The organism is Streptomyces sp. NPDC086835, from assembly GCF_044745705.1.
Taxonomy (GTDB): domain Bacteria; phylum Actinomycetota; class Actinomycetes; order Streptomycetales; family Streptomycetaceae; genus Streptomyces.
In genome coordinates, this window is the sequence record NZ_JBIVAU010000002.1 from 396,300 (window position 1) to 419,782 (window position 23,483).

Below are 23,483 nucleotides of genomic sequence, written 5' to 3' on the forward strand. Positions count from 1 at the left end.
GATGACCGTTCTCGCCGTGATCCCCGCCCGTGGCGGATCGAAGGGCGTCCCGGCCAAGAACCTGGCCGCGGTCGGCGGCGTGCCGCTCGTCGCGCGGGCCGTCCGCGCCTGCCTCGACGCCCCGTTGGTCACGCATGTCGCTGTCTCCACCGACGACCCCGAGATCGCTGCGGTCGCACGCGGCGCCGGCGCAGAGGTCGTGCTGCGCCCCGCGGCCATCGCGGGGGACACCGCCACCAGCGAGTCGGCGGTCCTGCACGCCATGGACGCGCACGAGGCCGTGCACGGCGCACCCGTCGACGTGGTGCTGCTCGTGCAGTGCACCAGCCCCTTCATCGCCCGGGAGGACATCGAGGGCGTCGCCCGCGCCGTCGCCCTGGACGGCGCCGACAGCGCGGTGACCGTCGCGCCCTTCCACGGCTTCGTGTGGCGCGAGGCCGACGAGCCGGCGAGCCCGTCCGGGAAGAGCGCCGAACAGGCCGGCGGTGCGGCCGTCCTGGTCGACACCGCCACGGCCACCGGCTCCGGATACGGCGTCAACCACGACTCCTCGTTCCGGCCGCGCCGCCAGGACCGCCCGCAGGACTTCCTGGAGACGGGAGCCGCGTACGCCATGTCCGCCGCCGGCTTCCGCGAGGCGGGCCACCGGTTCTTCGGCCGCACCGCACTGGTGCGCACCGATCCGGCGCGGGTCCTCGAGGTCGACGACCCGCACGACCTCGCCCGCGCCCGCGCGCTGGCGCCCCTGCTCGACACCGCCGCGGTACCCGGCCGCGACGACATCGACGCCGTCGTCCTCGACTTCGACGGCACCCAGACCGACGACCGGGTCCTCATCGACGCGGAGGGCCGTGAGATCGTCTCCGTCCACCGCGGGGACGGCCTCGGCGTCGCCCATCTGCGCAAGGCCGGCGTGGAGCTGCTGATCCTCTCCACCGAACAGAACCCGGTCGTCGCCGCCCGCGCCCGCAAGCTCAAGGTCCCCGTCCTGCACGGCATCGACCGCAAGGACATCGCACTCAAGCAGTGGTGCGACGAGCGGGGCCTCGCGCCCGAGCGGGTGCTCTACGTCGGCAACGACGTCAACGACCTTCCGTGCTTCCACCTCGTCGGCTGGCCCGTGGCCGTCGCGAGTGCGCACGACTCCGTACGCGCCGCCGCCCGTGCCGTCACTGCCACACCCGGCGGCGAGGGGGCGATCCGCGAGATCGCCGCCTGGCTGCTCGGCCCGACGCTCAACACCCCTGAACCCGCCCCCATGTCCCCCAAGAAGTAAGGAACCACCCCCATGAGCACGTCCCGTCTGCGCGCCCTCGGCAACAAGATCGCGGGCCCCGGCCACCCCGTCTACGTCACCGGCGAGATCGGCATCAACCACAACGGCGACCTGGACAACGCCTTCGCCCTGATCGACGCCGCCGCCGAAGCCGGCTGCGACGCGGTCAAGTTCCAGAAGCGCACCCCTGAGATCTGCACCCCGCGTGACCAGTGGGACATCGAGCGCGACACCCCTTGGGGCCGGATGACGTACATCGACTACCGCCACCGCGTCGAGTTCGGCGAGGACGAGTACCGCCGGATCGACGAGCACTGCAAGGAGCGCGGCATCGACTGGTTCGCCTCCCCGTGGGACACCGAGGCCGTCGCCTTCCTCGAGAAGTTCGACGTCCCCGCCCACAAGGTGGCCTCCGCGTCGCTCACCGACGACGAGCTGCTGCGCTCCCTGCGCGCCACCGGCAAGACGGTGATCCTCTCCACCGGCATGTCGACGCCGAAGCAGATCCGCCACGCCGTCGAGGTCCTCGGCAGCGACAACATCCTGCTCTGCCACGCCACCTCCACCTACCCGGCCAAGGCGGAGGAGCTCAACCTGCGGGTCATCAACACCCTGAGGGACGAGTACCCGAACGTGCCGATCGGCTACTCCGGCCACGAGACCGGCCTGCAGACCACCCTCGCGGCCGTCGCCCTCGGCGCCGCGTTCGTCGAACGCCACATCACCCTCGACCGCGCCATGTGGGGCTCCGACCAGGCCGCCTCCGTCGAGCCGCAGGGCCTCACCCGCCTGGTCCGCGACATCCGCACCATCGAGACCGCGCTCGGCGACGGCGTCAAGAAGGTCTACGACTCCGAGCTCGCCCCCATGAAGAAGCTGCGCCGGGTCACCGGTGTCGTCGCCGAGGCGGGCGACCGTGAGCCGGCCGCGGTCTGACGACCGGGCGGTGACGCGCGGAAGCGCCCGCGCGTCCGCGGCGGGCGGACACCGCCTGCCCGCCGCACCGGGCGCCACCGGACACATGGCCGCCGGGCGCGGCACGGGCGGCTTCGAGCGCCGCCGTGCGGCCGCCCCGGTGGCCTGCCGGCCGGTGCCCTCGGCCGGAACCGTTCCGGGCGGACGGGCCCCGGCGGTGCCGGTGCCGGCCGGATCCGTCTCAGCAGGTTCTGCTTCGACCGGTTCCGTGACGGCGGGTTCCGTGACGGCCGGTTCCGTGACGGCAGGGTCGGTCAGGGCCGGGTCTGTCTTGGCAGGACCGCGTCGGGCCGGATCCGTCTCGGCGGGTTCCCGTTCGGCAGGACGGGCCCAGGCCGGATCCGTCCCGGCCGTCGACACCGCCGCCGTGGCCACCGGCCGCGGGCAGCAATCCACCAGCGCCCTGCGGGGTGGTCAGCCACGGACCCGGCTGAAGGCCGGCCCGGCATCACGAGGTGACAACCAGTGAATCTCGCCTTCGTCGAGAGTCCGGTCCAGCTCCTGAACGTCCTGGAGTGGGCCCACGCCACGCCGGCCGTGCCCGGCCCCGGCGATCTCACCGTGGTCGTGCTCTCGCCCACGGACCCCATGTCCCGCGGCCAGCTCCGCCGGATGGCGGAACTGGCCCGTGACGCGGGCTTCGCCGTCCGCTGGCAGGAGGCGCGCGGCGGCATGGGCGCCCCGCTGCGTACCGTCCGCGAGCTCGGCCCGGTACTGCGCCGCGCTGAGCGGATCGTCATAGGCGACCCGTTCTCCCGCTACGTACAGCTCCTGCTGACCCTGGTCGGCAGGAAGGACGTCACCGTCGTGGACGACGGCACGGCGACCATGGAGTTCGTCGCCCAGGTCTCCCGCGGGGAGCAGCTGGTGCGCTGGCACCGGCGCGGCAGCCGCCGCGGGCCGCGCGAGCTGGTGCTCGCACCGGTCACCTTCCTGGCCCGGCGCAGACTCGCCCCGTCGAGGACCCGCTCGGTCGAGGTGTTCACCTCGATGCCCGTGGAGCCGCCGCCGGGGATCACCGTCACCCGCAACGACTTCGCCTGGACCCGCGCGCGATTCGGCCCTCCGACGATCACCCGTGGCGCGGACATGGTCGGCACCTCCCTGGTGGAGACCGGCGTCGTCGACCTCGGGCAGTACCTGGAGGCGGTCTCCGCCCTCGCCCGCACCCACGGCGCGACCCGCTACTTCGCGCACCGCAGGGAGAGCGCGGACAAGCTGCACCGGCTCGCGGTCGAGACCGGCCTGGAGGTGGTCCGCCCGGAACTCCCCCTGGAGCTGATCGCCCGGCGCGGCCCGATCGGAGCAACAGTGCTCAGTTTTCCCTCCACCGTGGTCCACACCCTGCCCCTGGCCCTGGCGGGCACGGGAATCAAGGTGGCGGTCTGCGACATCGCACCCGAATGGCTCAGGGAGAACGCCTCACCGCGCGCGCAGGGCTTCCTGGCGGGCGTCACCGGCACGGCCCGCGATGTGCAGCGGCTGCCGGCGCCGGCTTGAAGAGCCGAGGAGGGGCGGCAGTGAGCGGACGAGCACCGTCCGGAAAGGAAAGATCGACTCAAGAGCGAGCCGCGTGAGTTTACCCACTGCCGCGAGCAGTGAACCTCGGTGAGCCCAGAATTCTGTCCCCTGTGTGGCTGATGTTTTGTTGATCGCACGGCAGTTGAGGCATGAAGGGGCATACCCTTCACTGGGTGAACCAGTTGATGTCCCGCGAGTCCGAAGAAGTCGAACGGCCCGGCGCAGTCGCACTGCACGGCACGCTGTCCGAGTCGCTGCGTGCCGAACTGATCGCGTTCCGGCGCGACTTGCACATGCATCCGGAGCTCGGCAACCAGGAGTTCCGTACCACCGCCATGATCAAGGAGCGCCTCGAGCAGGCCGGGCTCGAGCCCCGGGTCCTCGCCGCCGGCACCGGCCTGATCTGCGACATCGGTACGCCGGCTCCAGGCAGCGTACGGCCCTTCTTCGCCATCCGCGCCGACATCGACGCACTGCCCATCCCCGACACCAAGACCGGCGTCCCCTACCGCTCCACCGTCCCCGACCGCGCCCACGCCTGCGGCCACGACGTGCACACCACCGTCGCGCTCGGAGCAGGGCTCGTGCTCGCCGAGCTCGACCGGCAGGGACTGCTGCCGCAGCCCGTCCGGCTGATCTTCCAGCCCGCGGAAGAAGTGCTGCCCGGGGGAGCGGCCGACGCGATCGAATCCGGCGTGCTCGAAGGCGTCAACAAGATCATCGCGGTTCACTGCGACCCCAAGGTCGACGCGGGCGTCATCGGGCTCCGGCCCGGACCCATCACCTCCGCCTGCGACCGCCTCGAGGTGACCCTCGACGGCCCCGGCGGCCACACCGCCCGCCCGCACCTGACCACCGACCTGGTGACGGCAGCGGCGAAGATCGTCACCGAGGTCCCCGCGCTGCTCGCCCGCCGCGTCGACGCGCGGTCCGGGCTCGCCGTGACATGGGGACGCATCGAGTCCGGCCACGCCTGCAACGTCATCCCGCAGCACGCCGAACTCTCCGGGACCGTGCGCTGCCTCGACCTCGAAGGCTGGCGCGAGGCCCCCGACCTGGTGCACGCGGCGATCGACGAGATCGCGACGCTGCACCGGGCCAAGTCCCAGATCGACTACGTGCGCGGTGTGCCGCCCGTCGTCAACGACCCGGTCGTCACCGAGCTGCTGCGCGACGCGCAGACGGCGCGGCGCGGATCGTATGCGATCGAGGACACCGAACAGAGTCTCGGTGGCGAGGACTTCTCCTGGTACCTGGAGCACGTTCCGGGCGCGATGGCACGCCTGGGCGTGCGGGTACCGGGCGACACGGTCAGGCGCGACCTGCACCGGGGGGACTTCGACGTGGACGAGTCGGCGATCGCGGTGGGCGTGGAGCTGTTCACGGCGGCGGCGCTGCTGGATGCGCGCATCGCGCTCTGACCCTTCGGGGGCGTGAGCTGGGGCCTGGCCGCCCGGGCTGTGGTCGCGGCGGTCTCCGGGCCGGCCCAGCCCGGTCCGCGTGTGCGGCGTCCTCCGGGCGTGGCCGCCGGCCGGGCTCGTGGGTGTGGCGGTATCCGGCCGGCCCGGCCCGGTGACGTTGTGCCCCTGCGGGGCGGGCCCGGTCCGTGCGTGTCGCCCCTGGCGGGGCGGGCCCGGTCCGTGCGTGTCGCCCCTGGCGGGGCGGGCCCGGTCCGTGCGTGTCGCCCCTGGCGGGGCGGGCCTGGTCCTGGTGCGTGCGCCTCCGCGGGGCGTGGCTGCGCCGGTTGTGGGTGCGGGGGGCGGGGCCTGCGGAGGGGGGTGTCCGGAATGGCTGTCCTCACCGCGCTTCGCGCGAGTTGCGACGCTTTACTTCCGGACACCCCCCTCCTCCGACCCCGCCCCCTCCCGCCGTGGGGCCCCTTCCGGCCGGCGGTCCGGTTTTCTGGGCGGGGTAGCTCGGTGGGGCCGCAAGGTGGTGCTGGCCGGTGTCCGTCACCTCTCACGCCGGAGGGGCTTGTTCCGGCCGGTGGTCGCTCCATGTGGGGCGGCGGTCCGGTTTTCTGGGCGGGGTAGCTCGGTGGGGCCGCAAGGTGGTGCTGGCCGGTGTCCGTCACCTCTCACGCCGGACGGGCCGTTCCCGGCCGGTCGCTCCATGGGGCGGCGGTCCGGCCTCTGGGTGGGGAGCAGCTCGGTGGGGTCGCATGTGGGTGTCCGTCCGGGGCGCGGCGCGCAGCTGCCGCTTCGGGGGCGTGGGGCGTCAGCCCCACCATCCCCCTCCCTGGGAGGGGGTGACCTCCAAGGGTCCGGGGCTTGCCCCGGTTCAGGGGAGCGGGCGGGGCCCACGGGCCGGGCCTGCCCCGGTTTCGCGGGCGGGCGGGACCCGGGACGGGAAATGGCGCGACACGCCGGGCCCGTACGGGGAGCGGCGTCAGCCGTCCCGGCCTACCGTGGTGTGTGGCCTGTTCGCGACGATCCGATAACGACTGATGAACGGGTCTTTAACTGACATCTACGCGCGTTACGATCGCCGCGAACCCAGCGCCGGAAGTGGCGCTTTCGGTCAGGTTTAAAGGAGCCCCCCAGTGCGCCGGATCACCAGGATCGCCACCGTGGGCATCGCGTCCGCGGCTCTCGCACTGTCTGCCACCGCGTGTGGCGGCAACAAGTCTTCCGAGTCGGGCGGCTCGGACGACAACGGCGGCAAGGCCGCCATCGCGTACGACATCGGTGGCCGCGGCGACCAGTCGTTCAACGACGCCGCCTTCGCGGGCCTGGAGAGGGCCGAGAAGGAACTCGACATCACGGGCAACGACGCTGAGCCCAGCGAGGGCGAGGGCGACCCGGACAAGATCCAGCGCCTCACCGCGCTGGCCCGCGCCGGCAACAACCCGGTGATCGGTGTCGGTTTCGCCTACGCGCCCGCCATCGCCGAGGTCGCCCCGAAGTTCCCGGACACCACCTTCGGCCTCATCGACGACACTTCCAAGACCGGCAAGAACATCGCCAACCTGGTCTTCAACGAGGAGCAGGGCTCGTACCTCGCCGGCGTCGCCGCCGCCAAGGTGACGAAGACCAACACCGTCGGCTTCATCGGCGGTGTGGAGACCCCGCTGATCAAGAAGTTCGAGGCGGGCTTCGTCCAGGGCGTCAAGGACACCAAGCAGGGCGTCAACGTCAAGGTCCAGTACCTGACGCAGCCGCCGGACTTCGGTGGCTTCTCGAAGCCGGACCTCGGCAAGGCCGCCGCGCAGGGCCAGCTCGACGCGGGCGCCGACGTGATCTACGCGGCCGCCGGTCTCGCGGGCTCCGGCTCGATCGAGGCGACCGCCAAGGCCGGCAAGTGGGCCATCGGCGTCGACTCCGACCAGTACAACCAGAAGGGTCTGGCCGCCTACAAGGCCCAGATCCTGACCTCGGTCACCAAGAACGTCTCCGGTGCCGTGTTCAACCTGATCAAGTCGGTCCAGGACGGCAAGCCGCAGACCGGTGAGGTCCGCTACGGCCTCCAGGACAACGGCGTCGGCCTGTCCGACTCCAACCCGGCCTACACCAAGATGACGGACGTCATCGCCGCGGTGGACAAGGCCAAGGCCGACATCGCCGCCGGCACGGTCAAGGTCAAGACCGCTCCGTAACCGAGCGGCCGGAACCGCAGTCCGCGGGCCCCGGGGCGCAAGCCCCAAGGCCCGCGGACCGTTTCCGGCCCCGGGTTTTTGGTATTCGGGAGCGCTACGCGCGTAGAAGACGCCCAGGCGCGATAACTTCGCCCCGCCCCCTGCCACTCACAGCCCGCCCCTTCCGCCTGCCCTCCCTGCTCCTCCCGCCAAGGAGAGTGCGTCATCAACGCGTCCAGCCCTCCTGCCGCCGTAGAACTGCGCGGCATCACCAAGCGCTTCCCCGGCGTCGTCGCCAACCACGACATCGACATCACGATCCGTCAGGGCACCGTGCATGCCCTCGTCGGTGAGAACGGTGCCGGTAAGTCGACCCTGATGAAGATCCTCTACGGCATGCAGAAGCCGGACGAGGGCACCATCACGGTCGACGGCGAACAGGTCACCTTCTCGAGCCCCGCCGACGCCATCGCACGCGGCATCGGCATGGTGCACCAGCACTTCATGCTGGCCGACAACCTCACCGTCCTGGAGAACGTCGTTCTCGGCGGCGAGAAGCTGTACGGCATCGGCGCCAAGGCCCGGAAGAAGATCCAGGAGATCTCCGACGCGTACGGTCTGGGGGTCCGCCCGGACGTCCTGGTCGAGCAGCTCGGCGTCGCCGACCGCCAGCGGGTGGAGATCCTCAAGGTCCTCTACCGCGGCGCCCGCACCCTGATCCTCGACGAGCCGACCGCCGTCCTCGTCCCGCAGGAGGTCGACGCTCTCTTCGCCAACCTCCGCGAGCTCAAGGCCGAGGGACTGACCGTCATCTTCATCTCCCACAAGCTGGGGGAGGTGCTGTCGGTCGCCGACGAGATCACCGTCATCCGCCGCGGTACGACGGTCGGCACGGCCGACCCGAAGAACACCACGACCAAGCAGCTCGCCGAGCTGATGGTGGGCAGCGAGCTGCCGTCGCCCGAGACCCGTGAGTCGACGGTGACCGATGTCCCGATGCTGAAGGTCGACGACCTCCAGCTCACGGTGACGGACCCCGACGGTGTGGTCCGCGAGGTCCTCGCCGGGATCGGCTTCACCATCCACAAGGGCGAGGTCATGGGCATCGCCGGCGTCGAGGGCAACGGCCAGACCGAGCTCATCGAGGCCCTGATCGGCCTGCGCGACCCCGACGGGGGTGTCGTCACCCTCGACGGCGCCGACATTTCCCACGCGCCCACCCGCAAGCGGCGTGAGAGCGGCATCGGCTACATCCCCGAGGACCGGCACCGGCACGGGCTGCTGCTCGAGTCGTCGCTGTGGGAGAACCGCATCCTCGGTCATGTCACCGAGTCGCCCAACAGCAAGAAGGGCCTGCTCGACCTCAAGGCCGCCCGTCAGGACACCGAGCGGATCGTCCGCGAGTACGACGTGCGCACCCCCGGGATCGAGGTCACCGCGGCCTCCCTGTCCGGCGGCAACCAGCAGAAGCTGATCGTCGGCCGCGAGATGAGCCACACCCCCAAGCTGCTGATCGCCGCCCACCCCACCCGTGGTGTGGACGTCGGCGCGCAGGCGCAGATCTGGGACCAGATCCGTGCGGCGCGCCGCGAGGGCCTTGCGGTCCTGCTGATCTCGGCCGACCTGGACGAGCTCATCGGGCTCTCCGACACCCTGCGGGTCATGTACCGCGGCCGCCTCGTCGCGGACGCCGACCCCGCGACGATCACTCCGGAGGAGTTGGGCTCGGCGATGACCGGTGCCGCATCCGGCCACCTCGAGCACGACGAGAACGGTGAGAGCCGATGAAGAAGTTCGACAAGGACCGGCTGATCCTCGGCCTGGCGGGCCCGGCGCTCGCCCTGGTCGTGGCCTTCCTGCTCAGCTCGGTGGTGCTGCTGCTCTCGGACCTCAGCCCGATCGAGCCGTACCGGCTGATGGTGGAGCAGATCGAGTTCACCGATGTCCAGGTGCTGGTGATCAACCAGACCGGCATCTACTACCTGGCAGCTCTGGCCGTCGCCATCGGCTTCCGGATGAACCTGTTCAACATCGGCGTCGACGGCCAGTACCGCCTCGCGGTCATGCTCGCCGCCGTCGTCGGTGCCGCGGTGGAGCTGCCCGGCCCGCTGCACATCCTGCTCATCGTGTTCGTCGCCATGGCAGTCGGAGCCTTCTGGGCCGGTATCGCGGGTGTCCTCAAGACCACCCGCGGTGTCAGCGAGGTCGTCTCCACGATCATGCTGAACGCCATCGCGACCAGCCTCATCGCCTGGATGATCCTGCCGGCGAACCTCGGCGTGCGGCCTGAGGGGTCCAACGACCTGACCACCGGTGAGATCGCCGAGTCCGGCTGGTTCCCGGGTCTGGCGCTGGACGGCGGCACCATCTACGGCTTCACCTTCGTGGCCTTCGCGCTGGGCATCGTCTACTGGTTCGTGCTCGGACGCACCCGCTTCGGCTTCGACCTGCGCGCCACCGGCGCCAGCGAGTCCGCCGCCCAGGCGAGCGGCGTCGACGCCAAGAAGATGGTCCTCACGGCCATGCTGATCTCCGGCGCCATGGCCGGCCTCGCCGGTATGCCGATGCTGCTCGGACAGACCCACACCTACAGCCTGAGCTTCCCGGTCGGTGTCGGCTTCACGGCCATCGGCATCGCCCTCCTCGGCCGCAACAACCCGATCGGCATCCTCTTCGCCTCGCTGCTCTTCGCCTTCCTCGACAAGACGGCCGAAGGCATCGGGCTCGAGGGTTACCCGAAGGAACTGGCGCTGATCATGCAGGGCCTGATCGTGATCGCGGTCGTCGTGTCCTACGAGCTGGTCCGTCAGTACGGGCTCCGCCGCCAGCAGCAGAAGGTCGGCGAGGAGCTTGCCGCCCAGGCCCGCAAGAACAAGGAGGTGGCGGCGGCATGAGCGAGTCCACGAGCACTGTCTCCATGGCGAGCACCGCGCCCAAGAAGGGCGGCGGCCGCCGCAAGCTGTCCCTGCCCGTGATCCTGCTGATCGTCGCGGGCGGTCTGGCGCTGTTCTCCCTCGTACGGGTGATCAGCGGCGCCGACGACCTCACCTCCGTCGGCCAGGTCTCCGGCGCGCTCCAGCTGGCCGTGCCGATCGGCCTCGCCGGCCTCGGCGGTCTGTGGGCCGAGCGGGCCGGTGTGATCAACATCGGCCTCGAGGGCATGATGATCCTCGGCACCTGGTTCGGTGCCTGGGCGGGCTACCAGTGGGGCCCGTGGACCGGTGTGCTGCTCGGTATCGCCGGCGGCGCGCTCGGCGGTCTGCTGCACGCGGTGATGACGGTGACGTTCAAGGTCAACCACATCGTCTCCGGTGTGGCCATCACCATCCTGGCCACCGGCCTCACCCGGTACATGTCGAACTTCACCTTCGCCGAGACCGAGGGCGGCTCCTCCAAGCAGTCGCCGCGTATCGACGCCATCGAGCGGATCACGATCCCCGGGCTCTCCGACTGGCTGGGGGACCTCCAGGCCAAGCACTGGTTCTTCGTCTCCGACCTGGCCGGCGTCCTCGGCGGCTTGGTGACCAACCTGTCGCTGCTCACCGTCGTCGCGCTGCTGCTGGTGCCCGGCACCTGGTGGCTGCTGTGGCGGACGTCGTTCGGTCTGCGTCTGCGTTCCTGCGGCGAGAACCCGATCGCCGCCGAGTCGCTCGGTGTCAACGTCTACAAGTACAAGTACATCGCCGTCATCGTCTCCGGCGGACTGGCCGGCCTCGGCGGCGCGTTCCTCGCGATCATCACCGGCATCTACCAGGAGGGCCAGACCGGCGGCCGCGGCTACATCGGTCTCGCCGCCATGATCTTCGGAAACTGGATGCCCGGCGGTATGGCGCTGGGAGCCGGCCTGTTCGGCTTCACCGACAGCCTCAAGCTGCGCGGCGGTGCCGTGAACGTCCACGCGATGCTGCTGCTGCTCGCCATCCTGCTGCTGATCGCTGTGGTGTGGCAGCTGTACAAGAAGAAGTACCTCGGTGCCGTGATCTCGGCGGCCTTCTCCGCGCTGCTGTTCACCTGGTACGCGCTCACGGACGAGCTTCCGAGCCAGTTCGTCGACGCGGCACCGTACGTGGCCACCCTGCTCGTGCTCGCCGTGTCCGCACAGCGGCTGCGCATGCCCAAGGCCAACGGCCAGCCGTACTTCAGGGGCCAGGGCAAGTGAGCACGGAGGCCGGCTTCGACTGGGAGGTCCTGCGGGCGCTGGCGCGTGAGGCGATGTCGCACGCGTACGCCCCCTACTCGGGCTTCCCGGTCGGTGTCGCCGCCCTCGTCGACGACGGCCGCACGGTGACCGGCTGCAACGTCGAGAACGCCTCGTACGGGCTCGGGCTGTGCGCCGAGTGCGGCCTCGTCTCGCAGCTCCAGGCGACCGGCGGCGGCCGGCTGACCCACTTCACCTGTGTGGACGGCCGGGGTGAGCTGCTGGTGCCGTGCGGCCGGTGCCGTCAGCTGCTGTACGAGTTCGGCGGCCCGGAGCTGCTGCTGGACACCCCGGGCGGGATCCTGCCGCTCTCCGAGATGCTCCCGCAGGCCTTCGGCCCCGGTCACCTCGACTAGGAGCCTGTGCCGGGCTCAGGCCCGGCGCCCCGCGGCCCTTCCGCTTCGGTGGAGGGGCCGCTCCCTTACCCTCTCTCTATGCGCGTAGAGCGCGGCAGACCAACCTGGAGGAATGCCATGGACGTCATCTCCGTCATCCGCACCAAGCGGGACCGCGGCGAGCTGAGCCCCCAGCAGATCGACTGGGTCATCGACGCCTACACCCGCGGCGAGGTCGCGGACGAGCAGATGTCGGCCCTGGCCATGGCCATCTTCCTCAACGGCATGAACCGCACCGAGATCGCCCGCTGGACCGCCGCGATGATCGCTTCCGGCGAGCGGATGAACTTCGACACGCTCTCCCGCCCGACCGCCGACAAGCACTCCACCGGCGGTGTCGGCGACAAGATCACGCTGCCGCTCGCCCCGCTGGTCGCCGCGTGCGGCGCGGCCGTCCCGCAGCTGAGCGGCCGCGGCCTCGGCCACACCGGCGGCACGCTCGACAAGCTGGAGTCGATCCCCGGCTGGCGCGCGCTGCTCTCCAACGAGGAGATGCTGAACGTCCTCGACACCACCGGCGCGGTCATCTGCGCCGCCGGCGACGGCCTGGCCCCCGCCGACAAGAAGCTCTACGCGCTGCGCGACGTCACCGGCACCGTCGAGGCGATCCCGCTGATCGCGTCCTCGATCATGTCGAAGAAGATCGCGGAGGGCACCGGCTCGCTGGTCCTCGATGTGAAGGTCGGCACCGGCGCGTTCATGAAGAACATCGACGACGCCCGCGAACTGGCTTCCACCATGGTCGCGCTGGGCACCGACAGCGGCGTGAGGACCGTCGCCCTGCTCACCGACATGTCCACCCCGCTCGGTCTGACGGCCGGCAACGCCCTCGAGGTCCGTGAGTCCGTCGAGGTCCTCGCAGGCGGCGGTCCCGCCGACGTCGTGGAGCTGACCCTCGCGCTCGCCCGCGAGATGCTCGACGCCGCCGGGATCAAGGACGCCGACCCGGCGAAGGCCCTGGCCGACGGCTCCGCGATGGACGTCTGGCGCCGAATGATCGCCGCCCAGGGCGGCGACCCGGACGCCGCGCTGCCCGTCGCCCGCGAACAGCACGTCGTCACCGCGTCCGCCTCCGGCGTGCTGACCCGCCTCGACGCCTACGACATCGGCATCGCCGCCTGGCGCCTCGGCGCCGGCCGCGCCCGCAAGGAGGACCCGGTCCAGGCGGGCGCGGGCGTCGAGCTCCACGCCAAGCCGGGCGACACGGTGACGGCGGGTCAGCCGCTGCTGACCCTCCACACGGACACCCCGGAGAAGTTCGACTACGCGCTCGAGTCCCTCGGCGCCGCCTACGACATCGCGGAGCCGGGCACGGCCTTCACGGCGAACCCGATCGTGCTGGACCGCATCGCCTGACCCGTCCAGAAAGGTGCCTGACCTCGAGCGACGGCGGCCCGCGACCGCAGGGGAAGGAACGGGGCCGGTGACAGTCACCGGTCCCGTCCCAGGCGCCGCGATGAGTTCCCGTCGCGGCGCCGGTCTCTACCGGTGTGGACGCCATGAAGCCTGCTGTCATGCACATCGCGGGGAGGATCACCCCGGCCGATGTGCCGCGCCTCTGCGAGGAACTCCGGCGCCTGCTCCGTGACGACGGACCGGGCGACGGACCTCCTTGTGACGTGTATTGCGACGTCGGAGGGCTGGCCCAGGTGAACCTCGCCACCGTGGACGCCCTCGCGCGACTGCATCTCACGGCGCGGCGGCACGGCAGCCGGCTCAGGCTCATGGACCCCGGACCCGAACTGCTCGCCCTGCTGAACCTGGTGGGCCTGCCGGGACTGGCCGACGCCGCCTAGGCGGGTTCCGCTTCCTCGACCTCGACCGGCGCGCCCGCCTTGTCCAGCCGCGCCGGCAGGTCGAACAGCGGGAACCAGCGCTTGGTGTCCAGGAAGAAGTCCATCCCGCCGATCTTGCCGTCCGACAGCTCGAGGACGATGAGCGCCCACGGCTCGTACCCCTCGCCGTCCGCCGACGGGTGGTAGTGGGCGAAAGCCGGGACGCCGTTGGCCACGGTCGGCACCAGGCGAGAGCCACGGCAGACCTCGCCGACGCCGAGCATCCAGCCCACGATGTCGTCGTGGCCGCGCAGCCACAGGTCGTAAGGGGGCATGGACATCGTCGCGTCCTCATGGAGCAGCGCCGTCAACGCCTTCATGTCGTACCCCTCGAAGGCGGCGACATAGCGCTCCAGCAGCTGCTGCTGCTCCTCGTCGAGCGGGTCCGCCGCGTCCGACGCGGCCGGGCCCTGCTCGCTGAGCGTGGCGCGGGCCCGCTGGAGCGCGCTGTTGACCGACGCGACCGTCGTGCCGAGGAGCTCGGCGACCTCGCTCGCCTTCCAGGCCAGCACCTCCCGTAGGATCAGCACCGCCCGCTGCTTGGGCGGCAGATGCTGGAGTGCCGCGACGAACGCCAGCCGGATCGTCTCCCGCTCCACGGCCGTCTCCGCCGGGTCCGCCACCGAGGGCAGCACCCGCCCGTCGGGTACCGGCTCGAGCCAGGTGATCTCGGGGCGGGCGTTGAGCTGGGCCTGTGCGACCGGTGTGGGACCGGACAGGTCCATCGGGCGGGCACGGCGATTACCGGCGTTCAGCATGTCCAGGCACACATTCGTCGCGATGCGGTACAGCCATGAGCGCAGGGAGGACCGGCCTTCGAACTTCTCGAAACTGCGCCACGCCCGGACCATCGTGTCCTGGACGGCGTCCTCCGCCTCGAAGGACGAGCCGAGCATCCGGTAGCAGTAGCCGGTCAGCTCTCTGCGGTGCTGCTCCAGCCGCGAATCCAGGTCCTGCGTCGCTGCCAGGTCACTCATCGGGTCCACCCCTGTCACCCATCGGTACCACCGCTTCGAAAGCTACCGCAGGCCACTGACACTCACCGCCGGACGGGAGAATCAGGGGTGGAACGAGGAGTGTTCAGTGGCGCGCGCCCGCCGGCACGAGCCGTTCCTGGGACCGTGCCGCGTGCGACCCGTAGAGGGTGATCGACACGACGCCGAGGACCGCGAGCAGCCCGAGCAGTACCGTGCCGCCCCAGCCGCCGGTGTGGAAGGCGACCGCGCCGAGCGTGCCGCCGGCGCTGCTGCCCAGGTAGTACGCCGACTGGTAGAGCGCGGACGCCTGGGCGCGGCCCGTCTTCGCCGTACGGCTCACGGAGGACGAGGCCACCGCGTGGCCGGCGAAGAATCCGGCGGTGATCAGGACGAGCCCGAGGAGCACCGACACCAGCGTGTCCGAGAGGGACAGAAGCAGACCGGCGGCGGTCGTGGTGACCGCGAGGTACAGCGCGCCCCGGCGCCCGAGCCGGGCGACGAGCTGTCCGGCCGCGGCCGAGGAGACCGTACCCACCAGGTAGACCAGGAAGATCGAGCCGATGACGCCCTGCGGAAGGCCGAAGGGCTCCGCGACCAGCCGGTAGCCGATCACCGTGTAGACGGCGCCGAAGACGGTCATGAACAGCGCGCCGATCGCGTACAGGCGCAGCAGCAGCGGATCGGCGAGGTGACCGCGGACGGTCCTCGCGAGGGTGCGTGGGTCGAGCGTTCCGGGCGTGAAGTGCCGGGCCTTCGGCAGCAGCGCGCGGAAGACCAGTGCGCAGGCCAGTGCCATCACGCCGACCGCGGCGAGCGCGACGCGCCAGCCGAAGGCCTGTGCCACCCAGCCCGTGAGGATCCGGCCGCTCATGCCGCCGATGCTGTTTCCCGCCACGAACAGCCCGATCGCGCCGACCAGCGCCTTCGGCCTGACCTCCTCGGCGAGGAACGCCATCGCCGACGCGGGCAGACCGGCGAGCGCCGCGCCCTGCACGGCGCGCAGCGCCACCAGCCACTCGACGTTCGGCGCGAACGGCACCAGCAGCCCCACCACGACCGCGACCGCGAGGGACGCGTTCATCACGGCGGTCCGCCCGAAGCGCTCCGACAGCGCGCTCATCGGCAGGACGCACAGAGCGAGCGCGCCGGTCGCGGCGGACACGGTCCAGCTGGCGGCCGACGCCGTGACGCCGAAGTCGGCGGAGACGGCGGGCAGCAGCGCCTGCGTGGAGTAGAGGAGGGCGAAGGTCGCCATCCCGGCAGCGAAGAGCGCGAAGCTCATACGGCGGTAGCCGGCCACGCCGGGGGAGAGAAGGTCGGGGGACGACGGGGCGGCGCCCACGGAGGTGGGCGCCTTGGTACTGGCAGGAGGCATATGTCGAAGGTAGGCTCCGGTTTTTCATGCGTCCAATGCATGAAACGGCGATAATCGTTCCCATGGTGCATGAACGCAGCTCAGGGCCACGCCTGTCACCCAGTAGTTACGAAGAAGACATCACGCTGGAGCTTGCTCCCCGCCTCGCGTACTTCGCGGGCGTCGCCCGGCACGAGCATGTGACGCGCGCCGCCCAGGACATGGGCGTCCCCCAGTCGACGCTGTCGCGGGCGATGGTCCGCCTCGAAGCGAACCTCGGCGTCACCCTGTTCGCCCGCAAAGGCCGCACGGTCTCGCTCACCCCGGCCGGCCGGACGTTCCTCGTCTCCGTCGAGCGGGCGCTGGCCGAGGTGGAACGGGCCGCGGAGTCCGTCCGGGCCGACACGGACCCGCGGTCGGGCAAGGTCGCCTTCGGCTTTCTGCACACCATGGGGTCCGAGACGGTGCCCGGACTGATCCGGGCATTCCGCGCGGACCACCCGCGGATCCGCTTCACCCTCGTCCAGAACTACGGCGAGGCGATGATCGAACGGCTCCGGGCGGGCGAGTTGGACCTGTGTCTCACCTCGCCCGTGCCCGACGCCCCCGACCTCGTCGCCCGCCGCCTCGACGAACAGCGGCTGCGGCTCGTGGTCCCCGACGACCACCGGCTCGCCGGCCGTAAACGCGTCCGGCTCGCGGAGGCGGCCGACGAGAGCTTCGTGACCCTGGAACCCGGTTACGGGCTGCGGCGTATCACCGACGACCTGTGCGCCGAGGCCGGGTTCACGCCGCGCGTCGCCTTCGAGGGCGAGGAGGCGGAGACACTGCGCGGGCTGGTGGCGGCCGGTCTGGGCGTGGCGCTCCTGCCGCCGCCGGCCGTCGCCCGTCCGGGCGTCGTGGAGCTGACGGTGACGGCGCCCAGGGCGGCCCGCGAGATCGGCGTCGCCTGGCTCGACGGCCATCCGGAAACACCGCCGGTGGCGGAGTTCAAGCGATTCCTGCTGTCCCGGCGCGGCCGGCTGCTGGCGCAGTAACCCGGTGGCCGTGGCCACCGAAGCCCGTCGCGGCGACCGGCCGGCCGGGACCGTGCGGCGAAAGAACTCCGCCGGGACCGCCGGGCGTCAGTGAGCCGCGTCCAGCCTGGCGCGCTGGTCCTCGGTCAGTTCCAGGTCCACCGCCGCCAGGTTCTCCTCCAGTTGCGCCACGGAGGACGCCCCCGCCAGCGGGATCACCGGCATCGTGCCGCCGATCTGCCAGGCGAGGACCACCTGGTTCACGCTCGCGCCGCTCTCCTTCGCGACCTCGCGCAGCACCGCGAGCCGGGCGGGCGTGCCCGGGTGGTCGTAGTCCGGCGGCAACGGCTTGTCCTCGCGGGAGTACGCCCCGCCGAGCAGCGGCGAGTACGCGACCAGGGTCAGAGCGGGCTCGGCCCGCAGATAGCTCAGCAGCTCCGCACCGGCGTGGCCGAGACTGCCGTCCTCGAAGAGCTCGAACGGCACGTCGAGACGCGGCCGCAGATGGCTGTGCTGGTACTGCAGAACCTCGTATCCGGGCACACCGGCGGCAGCGGCGAGCGCGCGTGCCCGCTCGACGCGCCAGATCGCGTGGTTGCTCGCCCCGAGCAGGCCGACCGTGCCCTTTGCCACCAGCTCGCCGAAGGCCTCCACGGTCTCCGCGAGCGGGACGGTCCGGTCCTCGATGTGCGCGTAGAGCAGGTCGAGCCGGTCGACACCGAGCCGCTCCCGGCTGCGCTCCGCGGCCTCGCGGACCGCCTTGGCGGACAGGCCCTCGGCGTTGTCCACGTAACCGGTGCCGGGCGCGAGCGGCGCGGCGCCCAGCTTGGTGGCGATGACCACCTCGTCCCCGATGCCGCGGCTCCGGCGCCAGCGGCCGAGCAGCGCCTCGCTCTGCCCGCCGATGTCACCGCCGACCCAGAACGCGTAGTTGTCGGAAGTGTCGATGAAATTCCCACCGGCCTCGACATAGCGGTCCAGGACGGCGAACGAGGTCTTCTCGTCGGTCAAGGTGCCGAACAGCATGGCGCCCAGCGCCAGCACGCTGACCTTGCGCCCGGTGCTCCGGTCGGTGCCGATGGTGCGGTACTTCATGATGGGTCGCCTCCCCTTCAGGCCCGAAGTCCACGGGCTCGCAAGGGAGTCTGGATTTTGGAGCGCACTTCAAGTCAAGCCCGTCAGGCCCGCAGCGACCGCCCGAATCCCGCCGCCAGCGGCATCCGCAGCCCGAGCGGCGGCGGCGCCGCGAGGGCGTCGGCGACCGGGCGGGCGTAGGACCTCGTGAAGAGGGAGCCGCGGACGAAGTCCACGGCCAGCGCCTGCACTTCCTCCTGGTACTGGCGCAGGGCGTGCCCGTCGGAGTGGACCTCGAAGCGGCAGATGTCGCGGTTGGACTTCTTGGCGCGCTCGGCGAGCCGGTAGGAGAGCTCCGGGTCCGTGCGCGCGTCATTGGTGCCGTGCACGATCAGCACCTGGCGGCCGGCGAGCTGCCGTACCGGCTCGGGGTCCGCCGCCATGTCCTCGTCCGGCAGCCAAGGTGCCAGCGCCAGCACGGAGTTGACGGCCGGGTGCCCGGCCGCGTGCAGCGCCGCCCGCCCGCCCATGCCATGGCCCACCAGGCACACGGGCACATCTCCGTAGCGGCGTACGACCTCCTCCACCGCCCAGGTCGCGTCCGCGGCGAGCCGGGCGTCCGCCCCGTTCCAGCCCCGGCCGCGGTAGCGGACGCTGTGCACGACCAACCCGTCGTCGCGCCCCGCCTTCGCGAGCGTCCGGCCGAGCGGCAGCACGGCGGCGTACGACCACGCGGACGCCCGGCGTGCCGACTCCGGCTCGCCGTCCGGCAGCAGCAGCACCGCCCCCGCCACCGCCGGGTCCCTCCCGTCGTTCCGGACGCCGGAACGCCCCGGCAGGCTGCCGAGCTTCGCCCGCGGTGTCCGGCCCCCTTGTTCCGCCCGTGCGACGGTCGTCCCACCGAGGTCGTTCGCCGCTGCGGCCTCAGCGGCCGGACGCCCCCACCACCGGGGCAGTGCGTGGTGTGCCATGGCAGAACAGTCTCAGAAGCCGAGGTGTACTCCACCCGTACGCACGGTCACTGTTACGTATCGACAGGCGATCCGAGGGGGCGCGCTCTACGCGCGTAGGGGCTAGAGTGCGCAGATGACGAGCCAGACCCTCAATTCGCCCACCGCGGACCAGATCCGCCGCGCCCCGAAGGTGCTGCTCCACGACCACCTGGACGGCGGTCTGCGGCCGGGCACGATCATCGAACTCGCCCGCGACGCCGGGTACGAGGCCCTTCCGGAGACCGAACCCGACAAGCTCGGCATCTGGTTCCGGGAGGCCGCGGACTCGGGCTCGCTGGAGCGCTACCTGGAGACCTTCGCGCACACCTGTGCCGTGATGCAGTCCCGTGACGCGCTGTTCCGCGTGGCCGCGGAGTGCGCACAGGACCTGGCGGAGGACGGGGTCGTCTACGCCGAGGTCCGCTACGCCCCCGAGCAGCACCTCGAAGGCGGCCTGAGCCTCGAGGAGGTCGTCGAGGCGGTCAACGAGGGCTTCCGCGAAGGTGAGCGGCTGGCCCGCGAGAGCGGGCACCGGATCCGGGTCGGCGCGCTGCTCACCGCGATGCGGCACGCCGCCCGTGCGCTGGAGATCGCCGAGCTCGCCAACCGCTACCGCGACAACGGCGTCGTCGGGTTCGACATCGCCGGCGCCGAGGCGGGTTTCCCGCCCACCCGGCACCTCGACGCCTTCGAGTACCTGAAGCGCGAGAACAACCACTTCACCATCCACGCGGGCGAGGCGTTCGGGCTGCCGTCGATCTGGCAGGCGCTCCAGTGGTGCGGCGCCGACCGGCTCGGGCACGGCGTGCGGATCATCGACGACATCGAGGTGGCGGACGACGGCTCGGTGAAGCTGGGCCGGCTCGCGGCGTACGTACGGGACAAGCGCATCCCCCTGGAGATGTGCCCCACCTCCAACCTGCAGACGGGCGCCGCCGACTCCATCGCGGCCCATCCCATCGGGCTGCTGCGGAAACTGCACTTCAGGACCACGGTCAACACCGACAACCGGCTGATGAGCGGCACCAGCATGAGCCGCGAGTTCGAGCTGCTGACCGAGGCGTTCGGATACACGCTCGACGACATGCAGTGGTTCACCGTCAATGCGATGAAGTCCGCGTTCATCCCTTTCGATGAACGACTGGCGATGATCAACGACGTCATCAAGCCGGGCTATGCCGAACTCAAGTCCGAATGGCTGTTCCGGCAGACCGCCACAGGCGGGAACTGACACCTCGTCGTCACCCGACGGCACCTACACCGAAGCGGCCGGAGCCGTCAATCTCCGGCCGCTTCGCGGTGTTTGCGGGGCATGTGCAAGCCTGACTAGCTTGCAGAGCCGCTCATGTTCCCGTCCCCAAGGATTCGTTCCTGATGAAGCAGTCTGCTGCAAAGACCCTCGGTGTCGCCGCTCTCGGTGCCGCTTTCGCCGCTGCCGCCGCGGGTACCGCCTCCGCGGCCCCCGCCGTACCCGACCTGACGGCTGCACCCGGCAACCTCTCCACGACGCTGCCGCTCGACGAGGTCACCGAAAAGCTGCCGGCGGGCGCGGCCGCGGCACCCGCCACCGTCCAGGATGCTGCGGCCGCGGCGCCCGCCACCGTCCAGGATGCTGTCGAGAGGGCCGTTCCCTCGACCGCGACCGACCCGGTCAGCGGTCTGCTCGGCGGGCTCCCGGTGACCGGTGGCGGCCCCCTCGGCAGCCTCCCCGGTGGCCTGTCGATCGGCGCCTGACCCCGCAGCCGGCCCACGGACCTGCTCACGCCGGTGGGGCGCACTCCCGAACCGGGTGTGCGCCCCACGGTGTTTGTGCCAGGATCGCCGCCATGCGAGCCAAGACCGGCCGGATCCCCGCGCTCGGCGCCGTCTGCGCGCTGCTCCTGACCACGGCCGCCTGTACGAGCGGTGACGACGAAGGGCCCGGCAGGTCCCAGGGCGCACCGCCCTCGGGAACGAGCGCCGCGACCGACAGCGGCAAGGGCGGCGGCCCCGGCGGTGACGCCTCCGTACCGCTCACCGCGCCGGAGCTGGAGCGTGCGGCGCTCACCACCAAGGACCTGACCGGTTTCCAGGTCTCCACCGGGAAGAGCGCGCTCGCCGCCTCCGGGCAGCCGACGGCCGACAAGGCCCGGTGCCGGCCACTGGCCGACGCCATGGGCGACGCGCCGGACGGGCGCGCCCGGCACACCGTCAACCGTGGCCTCGGGTCGCTCGACGAGCTCGGCCTCGCGATCTCGGCGTCGCTCAGCTCGTACAGCGAGACCGACGCGAAGAAGCTGATGGACGGCCTCGAAGCGGCGATCGCCGCCTGCGGCGGCGGCTTCGAGGCGACGCTCGACGGCCGCGGCGCCTCCTACCGCGAGGTGAAGGCCGCGCCGCTCACCGTCCGGGGCGGCGACGAGACGGTCGGCTGGACCACGGTCGCCACCGGCGAGCACGGCGCGTCGCCCGTCCATCTGGTCGTCGTCCGCAAGGGCGCGACGGTGGCCCGCTTCATGGCGTTCGACCTCGCGGGCCGCAAGCCGCCAAGGGTCCCCGGGGCTGTCGCGGACAAGCAGCTGGCGAAGGTCGCGCAGGTGCTCGCCGGCTGACAGCCCAGGAAACGGGTCACCAGGCGCCGGCGGCCGGCTTCTCGGCGGGCAGCAGTATCCACAGCGCCAGGTAGAGCAGGAACTGCGGGCCCGGCAGCAGGCAGGAGGCCACGAAGATCACGCGCATCGTGGTGGCGGACGTACCGAAGCGCCGGGCCAGCGCTGCGCACACTCCGCCGATCATGCGTCCGTCACGGGGGCGGGCAATTGCGGCCATGGTGGGCTCCTTCACGAGAGCTGTCGCCGGGAGCCTCTCGGTGTGCTCCCGATGACTCCATGGTGGCTTCGCGAAGGGGGACGAAGCGTCGCTCTACGGGGCGATCCCGACCCTGGGAATCGTCGGGGTCGCCCCCTGAGAACCCTCGTCCCTGAGCACGGCCCCGCGTCGTACCCCGCGTCCGTGGCCGCGCAGCGCGGTCCCGCCGCGTGCACGCAGCAGTCTGCGGCGCAGCCGGGCACGGCCCGCGGGCACGACCGCGAGGTGGGCGAGCGCCACGCCGGTGGTGTTCAGCAGGAGCGAGTCGATGTCGACGACCTGACCGGGCACCCCGGTCTGCAACAGCTCGATGCCGAGCGACAGCAGGGCGCCGGCCGCGACCGTACGGGCGAGGGATGCCCACGGGGACACGGCGAGACGGCCGCTCGCCATCGGCAGAAGGACCCCGAGCGGCGCCAGCAGGAGCAGTCCGCCGCCGATGTGCCGTGCGGCTTCGACGGGTCCGAGCTCCAGGGCGGCCTTGATCCCGGCCAGGGGTTCCAGGTTCGCCGCCGTCACCCACATCACGTCGAGTGGTCGCAGCGTCAGCCAAGAGACGAGCAGCAGATGGGCGAGGACGAGGACGACGCCCGCCACGCGGAAGCGAATGGCGGCACTGCCGCCCGAACCTTGACGCTGCACGCACCCCAAGACGCAAGCCCGCCGGGAATCGGTTCCGCCGTTGTTCCGAGAGGGTGGCCGGACCCTCTCGGAGGGTCTGGCCCGTGCCGCCGGCGGGGTTCTTTCGGCGGACTTCCTACGAGGCGCCCGGCCCCGGTGAGGGCAGCGCATCGAGCGTCGGAACCGCGCCCTCCGGCCGCTCCTTGGTCCGCGCCGAGCACACATAGGCGTGCGGCGCGTAGTCCCCGGGACCGCCGAGCACCACGGCCCCGCCGGCGTCCATGGCCCTGCTCTCCGCCAGGGTGCACACGATCTGGGCGAGAGCCGGTGTCGGCAGGTCCTCCGGCTGACGGCTCAGCCGCAGGGTGCCCTTGGGATCGCCCTCCCTGGCGCCGTTCACCAGCAGCGGCCCCCGCACATACGTGGTGAAGCCCGCCTCCTGCTCCGGCGTGGACGGCTCCCTCAGCAGCTCGTCCAGGAGCGCCTGGGCGAACTCGGGCGCGCTGTCGGCAGCCTTGCTCTCGGAGATCCTCGCCGTACGGTCCACGGACTCCAGCTGCGAGGCGCACACCATGTAGACGCGGACGGGTACGCCCTGCTCCTGCGCCTGCGGGGCGATGCTGCCGCCGGACACCTCGCACGGCACCCGTGAGGGCGCGGCCCCGGCGTCGACGGGCACCTGGGTGGTCCTGATGCCGCAGCCCGCGAGAGCCAGGGAGCCGGCGAGCACGACGAGCGCCCCGAGGGCCCTGCGGCCGCCGCCCGTACCCCTCACCGGACGCGCTTGTGGGCTTCCCGTGCGTGCCGTGACGCGTACCGCTTCACCGC

22 protein-coding genes are annotated in these 23,483 nt (G+C 71.5%); 15 read left to right on the forward strand and 7 right to left on the reverse strand.

Translation table 11 applies throughout. From position 1 onward, the window contains the following. The first annotated feature begins 1 nt into the window (after position 1). The 11 genes from ACIPJI_RS07930 to ACIPJI_RS07980 all read left to right on the forward strand — a co-directional run bounded on the left by ACIPJI_RS07930 (position 2) and on the right by ACIPJI_RS07980 (position 13,735). Positions 2-1,276: an acylneuraminate cytidylyltransferase gene (locus tag ACIPJI_RS07930; RefSeq protein ID WP_356620665.1), complete on the forward strand. Its 1,275-nt coding sequence runs from the start codon at positions 2-4 to the stop codon at positions 1,274-1,276. Between the two features lie 12 nt (positions 1,277-1,288). Further along, positions 1,289-2,212 (forward strand): N-acetylneuraminate synthase family protein, encoded by a 924-nt coding sequence (locus ACIPJI_RS07935; RefSeq protein ID WP_189466592.1) that lies wholly within the window; start codon positions 1,289-1,291, stop codon positions 2,210-2,212. A gap of 504 nt (positions 2,213-2,716) precedes the next feature. Next, entirely contained in the window at positions 2,717-3,751 is a 1,035-nt protein-coding gene (locus ACIPJI_RS07940) for a hypothetical protein (protein ID WP_402245081.1), read from the forward strand. Between the two features lie 206 nt (positions 3,752-3,957). Next, positions 3,958-5,193, forward strand: coding sequence for an amidohydrolase (locus ACIPJI_RS07945; RefSeq protein WP_307710459.1), 1,236 nt, complete (start codon positions 3,958-3,960; stop codon positions 5,191-5,193). Positions 5,194-6,314: 1,121 nt separating this feature from the next. Next, on the forward strand, positions 6,315-7,367 hold the full coding sequence (locus ACIPJI_RS07950; RefSeq protein ID WP_402245083.1) for a BMP family protein: 1,053 nt from the start codon (positions 6,315-6,317) through the stop codon (positions 7,365-7,367). 237 nt (positions 7,368-7,604) lie between these two features. Next, positions 7,605-9,134 carry an ABC transporter ATP-binding protein gene (locus ACIPJI_RS07955; protein WP_307710460.1) on the forward strand — a complete coding sequence of 510 codons (1,530 nt, stop codon included), beginning with the start codon at positions 7,605-7,607 and terminating at the stop codon, positions 9,132-9,134. Then, on the forward strand, positions 9,131-10,240 hold the full coding sequence (locus ACIPJI_RS07960) for an ABC transporter permease (RefSeq protein ID WP_307707931.1): 1,110 nt from the start codon (positions 9,131-9,133) through the stop codon (positions 10,238-10,240). Before ACIPJI_RS07955 ends, ACIPJI_RS07960 begins: the two co-directional genes overlap by 4 nt. Further along, on the forward strand, positions 10,237-11,505 hold the full coding sequence (locus ACIPJI_RS07965) for an ABC transporter permease (RefSeq protein ID WP_356623578.1): 1,269 nt from the start codon (positions 10,237-10,239) through the stop codon (positions 11,503-11,505). Before ACIPJI_RS07960 ends, ACIPJI_RS07965 begins: the two co-directional genes overlap by 4 nt. Continuing rightward, the gene (locus ACIPJI_RS07970) at positions 11,502-11,900 is read left to right on the forward strand and encodes a cytidine deaminase (protein ID WP_307707933.1); all 399 of its coding nucleotides are present in this window, start codon (positions 11,502-11,504) and stop codon (positions 11,898-11,900) included. The genes ACIPJI_RS07965 and ACIPJI_RS07970 overlap by 4 nt, the downstream gene beginning before the upstream one ends. Before the next feature lie 117 nt (positions 11,901-12,017). Next, positions 12,018-13,295, forward strand: a complete 1,278-nt coding sequence (locus ACIPJI_RS07975; RefSeq protein ID WP_402245085.1) for a thymidine phosphorylase — start codon at positions 12,018-12,020, stop codon at positions 13,293-13,295. A 143-nt stretch (positions 13,296-13,438) separates the two neighbouring features. Beyond that, positions 13,439-13,735 (forward strand): STAS domain-containing protein, encoded by a 297-nt coding sequence (locus tag ACIPJI_RS07980; protein WP_402245087.1) that lies wholly within the window; start codon positions 13,439-13,441, stop codon positions 13,733-13,735. On the opposite strand, the gene ACIPJI_RS07985 is transcribed toward ACIPJI_RS07980, so the two are convergent. Together ACIPJI_RS07985 and ACIPJI_RS07990 are read right to left on the reverse strand one after the other, a co-directional pair. Further along, entirely contained in the window at positions 13,732-14,751 is a 1,020-nt protein-coding gene (locus ACIPJI_RS07985) for a sigma-70 family RNA polymerase sigma factor (protein ID WP_356623575.1), read from the reverse strand. The two genes, ACIPJI_RS07980 and ACIPJI_RS07985, sit on opposite strands and share 4 nt — an antisense overlap. A gap of 103 nt (positions 14,752-14,854) precedes the next feature. After that, complete coding sequence (locus ACIPJI_RS07990; RefSeq protein ID WP_402245089.1) at positions 14,855-16,126, reverse strand: MFS transporter; 1,272 nt, start codon at positions 16,124-16,126, stop codon at positions 14,855-14,857. A 62-nt stretch (positions 16,127-16,188) separates the two neighbouring features. On the opposite strand from ACIPJI_RS07990, the gene ACIPJI_RS07995 reads away from it, so the two are divergent. Next, positions 16,189-17,142, forward strand: a complete 954-nt coding sequence (locus ACIPJI_RS07995; protein ID WP_402245090.1) for a LysR family transcriptional regulator — start codon at positions 16,189-16,191, stop codon at positions 17,140-17,142. 87 nt (positions 17,143-17,229) lie between these two features. On the opposite strand, the gene ACIPJI_RS08000 is transcribed toward ACIPJI_RS07995, so the two are convergent. Together ACIPJI_RS08000 and ACIPJI_RS08005 are read right to left on the reverse strand one after the other, a co-directional pair. Further along, on the reverse strand, positions 17,230-18,216 hold the full coding sequence (locus tag ACIPJI_RS08000) for an aldo/keto reductase (protein ID WP_402245092.1): 987 nt from the start codon (positions 18,214-18,216) through the stop codon (positions 17,230-17,232). Positions 18,217-18,299: 83 nt separating this feature from the next. Next, positions 18,300-19,166, reverse strand: coding sequence for an alpha/beta hydrolase (locus ACIPJI_RS08005; protein WP_402245094.1), 867 nt, complete (start codon positions 19,164-19,166; stop codon positions 18,300-18,302). 115 nt (positions 19,167-19,281) lie between these two features. Between ACIPJI_RS08005 and ACIPJI_RS08010 the strand changes: the two genes are divergently transcribed. The 3 genes from ACIPJI_RS08010 (at position 19,282) to ACIPJI_RS08020 (ending at position 21,778) form a co-directional block, all read left to right on the forward strand. Beyond that, entirely contained in the window at positions 19,282-20,418 is a 1,137-nt protein-coding gene (locus tag ACIPJI_RS08010; protein ID WP_307707940.1) for an adenosine deaminase, read from the forward strand. 143 nt (positions 20,419-20,561) lie between these two features. Next, entirely contained in the window at positions 20,562-20,921 is a 360-nt protein-coding gene (locus ACIPJI_RS08015; protein WP_356623572.1) for an ATP-binding protein, read from the forward strand. Positions 20,922-21,013: 92 nt separating this feature from the next. After that, positions 21,014-21,778, forward strand: a complete 765-nt coding sequence (locus ACIPJI_RS08020; RefSeq protein ID WP_402245097.1) for a hypothetical protein — start codon at positions 21,014-21,016, stop codon at positions 21,776-21,778. A 16-nt stretch (positions 21,779-21,794) separates the two neighbouring features. Here the strand turns inward: ACIPJI_RS08020 and ACIPJI_RS08025 are convergent, their stop codons facing one another. The 3 genes from ACIPJI_RS08025 to ACIPJI_RS08035 form a co-directional block, all read right to left on the reverse strand. Continuing rightward, positions 21,795-21,995, reverse strand: coding sequence for a PspC domain-containing protein (locus ACIPJI_RS08025; RefSeq protein ID WP_307707943.1), 201 nt, complete (start codon positions 21,993-21,995; stop codon positions 21,795-21,797). A gap of 93 nt (positions 21,996-22,088) precedes the next feature. Continuing rightward, the gene (locus tag ACIPJI_RS08030) at positions 22,089-22,676 is read right to left on the reverse strand and encodes a VanZ family protein (protein ID WP_402245099.1); all 588 of its coding nucleotides are present in this window, start codon (positions 22,674-22,676) and stop codon (positions 22,089-22,091) included. Between the two features lie 115 nt (positions 22,677-22,791). Further along, the gene (locus tag ACIPJI_RS08035) at positions 22,792-23,430 is read right to left on the reverse strand and encodes a hypothetical protein (protein ID WP_356623569.1); all 639 of its coding nucleotides are present in this window, start codon (positions 23,428-23,430) and stop codon (positions 22,792-22,794) included. Positions 23,431-23,483: the final 53 nt, after the last annotated feature.

Bases quoted from the DNA above. Each gene is read 5' to 3' on its own strand.
- ACIPJI_RS07990 (WP_402245089.1), bottom strand. From the start codon at position 16,126: ATGCCTCCTGCCAGTACCAAGGCGCCCACCTCCGTGGGCGCCGCCCCG.
- ACIPJI_RS07960 (WP_307707931.1), top strand. From the start codon at position 9,131: ATGAAGAAGTTCGACAAGGACCGGCTGATCCTCGGCCTGGCGGGCCCG.
- ACIPJI_RS08020 (WP_402245097.1), top strand. From the start codon at position 21,014: ATGCGAGCCAAGACCGGCCGGATCCCCGCGCTCGGCGCCGTCTGCGCG.
- ACIPJI_RS07980 (WP_402245087.1), top strand. From the start codon at position 13,439: ATGAAGCCTGCTGTCATGCACATCGCGGGGAGGATCACCCCGGCCGAT.
- ACIPJI_RS08025 (WP_307707943.1), bottom strand. From the start codon at position 21,995: ATGGCCGCAATTGCCCGCCCCCGTGACGGACGCATGATCGGCGGAGTG.
- ACIPJI_RS08010 (WP_307707940.1), top strand. From the start codon at position 19,282: ATGACGAGCCAGACCCTCAATTCGCCCACCGCGGACCAGATCCGCCGC.
- ACIPJI_RS07995 (WP_402245090.1), top strand. From the start codon at position 16,189: ATGGTGCATGAACGCAGCTCAGGGCCACGCCTGTCACCCAGTAGTTAC.
- ACIPJI_RS07935 (WP_189466592.1), top strand. From the start codon at position 1,289: ATGAGCACGTCCCGTCTGCGCGCCCTCGGCAACAAGATCGCGGGCCCC.
- ACIPJI_RS08005 (WP_402245094.1), bottom strand. From the start codon at position 19,166: ATGGCACACCACGCACTGCCCCGGTGGTGGGGGCGTCCGGCCGCTGAG.
- ACIPJI_RS07975 (WP_402245085.1), top strand. From the start codon at position 12,018: ATGGACGTCATCTCCGTCATCCGCACCAAGCGGGACCGCGGCGAGCTG.
- ACIPJI_RS08000 (WP_402245092.1), bottom strand. From the start codon at position 18,216: ATGAAGTACCGCACCATCGGCACCGACCGGAGCACCGGGCGCAAGGTC.
- ACIPJI_RS07965 (WP_356623578.1), top strand. From the start codon at position 10,237: ATGAGCGAGTCCACGAGCACTGTCTCCATGGCGAGCACCGCGCCCAAG.
- ACIPJI_RS08015 (WP_356623572.1), top strand. From the start codon at position 20,562: ATGAAGCAGTCTGCTGCAAAGACCCTCGGTGTCGCCGCTCTCGGTGCC.
- ACIPJI_RS07945 (WP_307710459.1), top strand. From the start codon at position 3,958: ATGTCCCGCGAGTCCGAAGAAGTCGAACGGCCCGGCGCAGTCGCACTG.
- ACIPJI_RS07985 (WP_356623575.1), bottom strand. From the start codon at position 14,751: ATGAGTGACCTGGCAGCGACGCAGGACCTGGATTCGCGGCTGGAGCAG.
- ACIPJI_RS07930 (WP_356620665.1), top strand. From the start codon at position 2: ATGACCGTTCTCGCCGTGATCCCCGCCCGTGGCGGATCGAAGGGCGTC.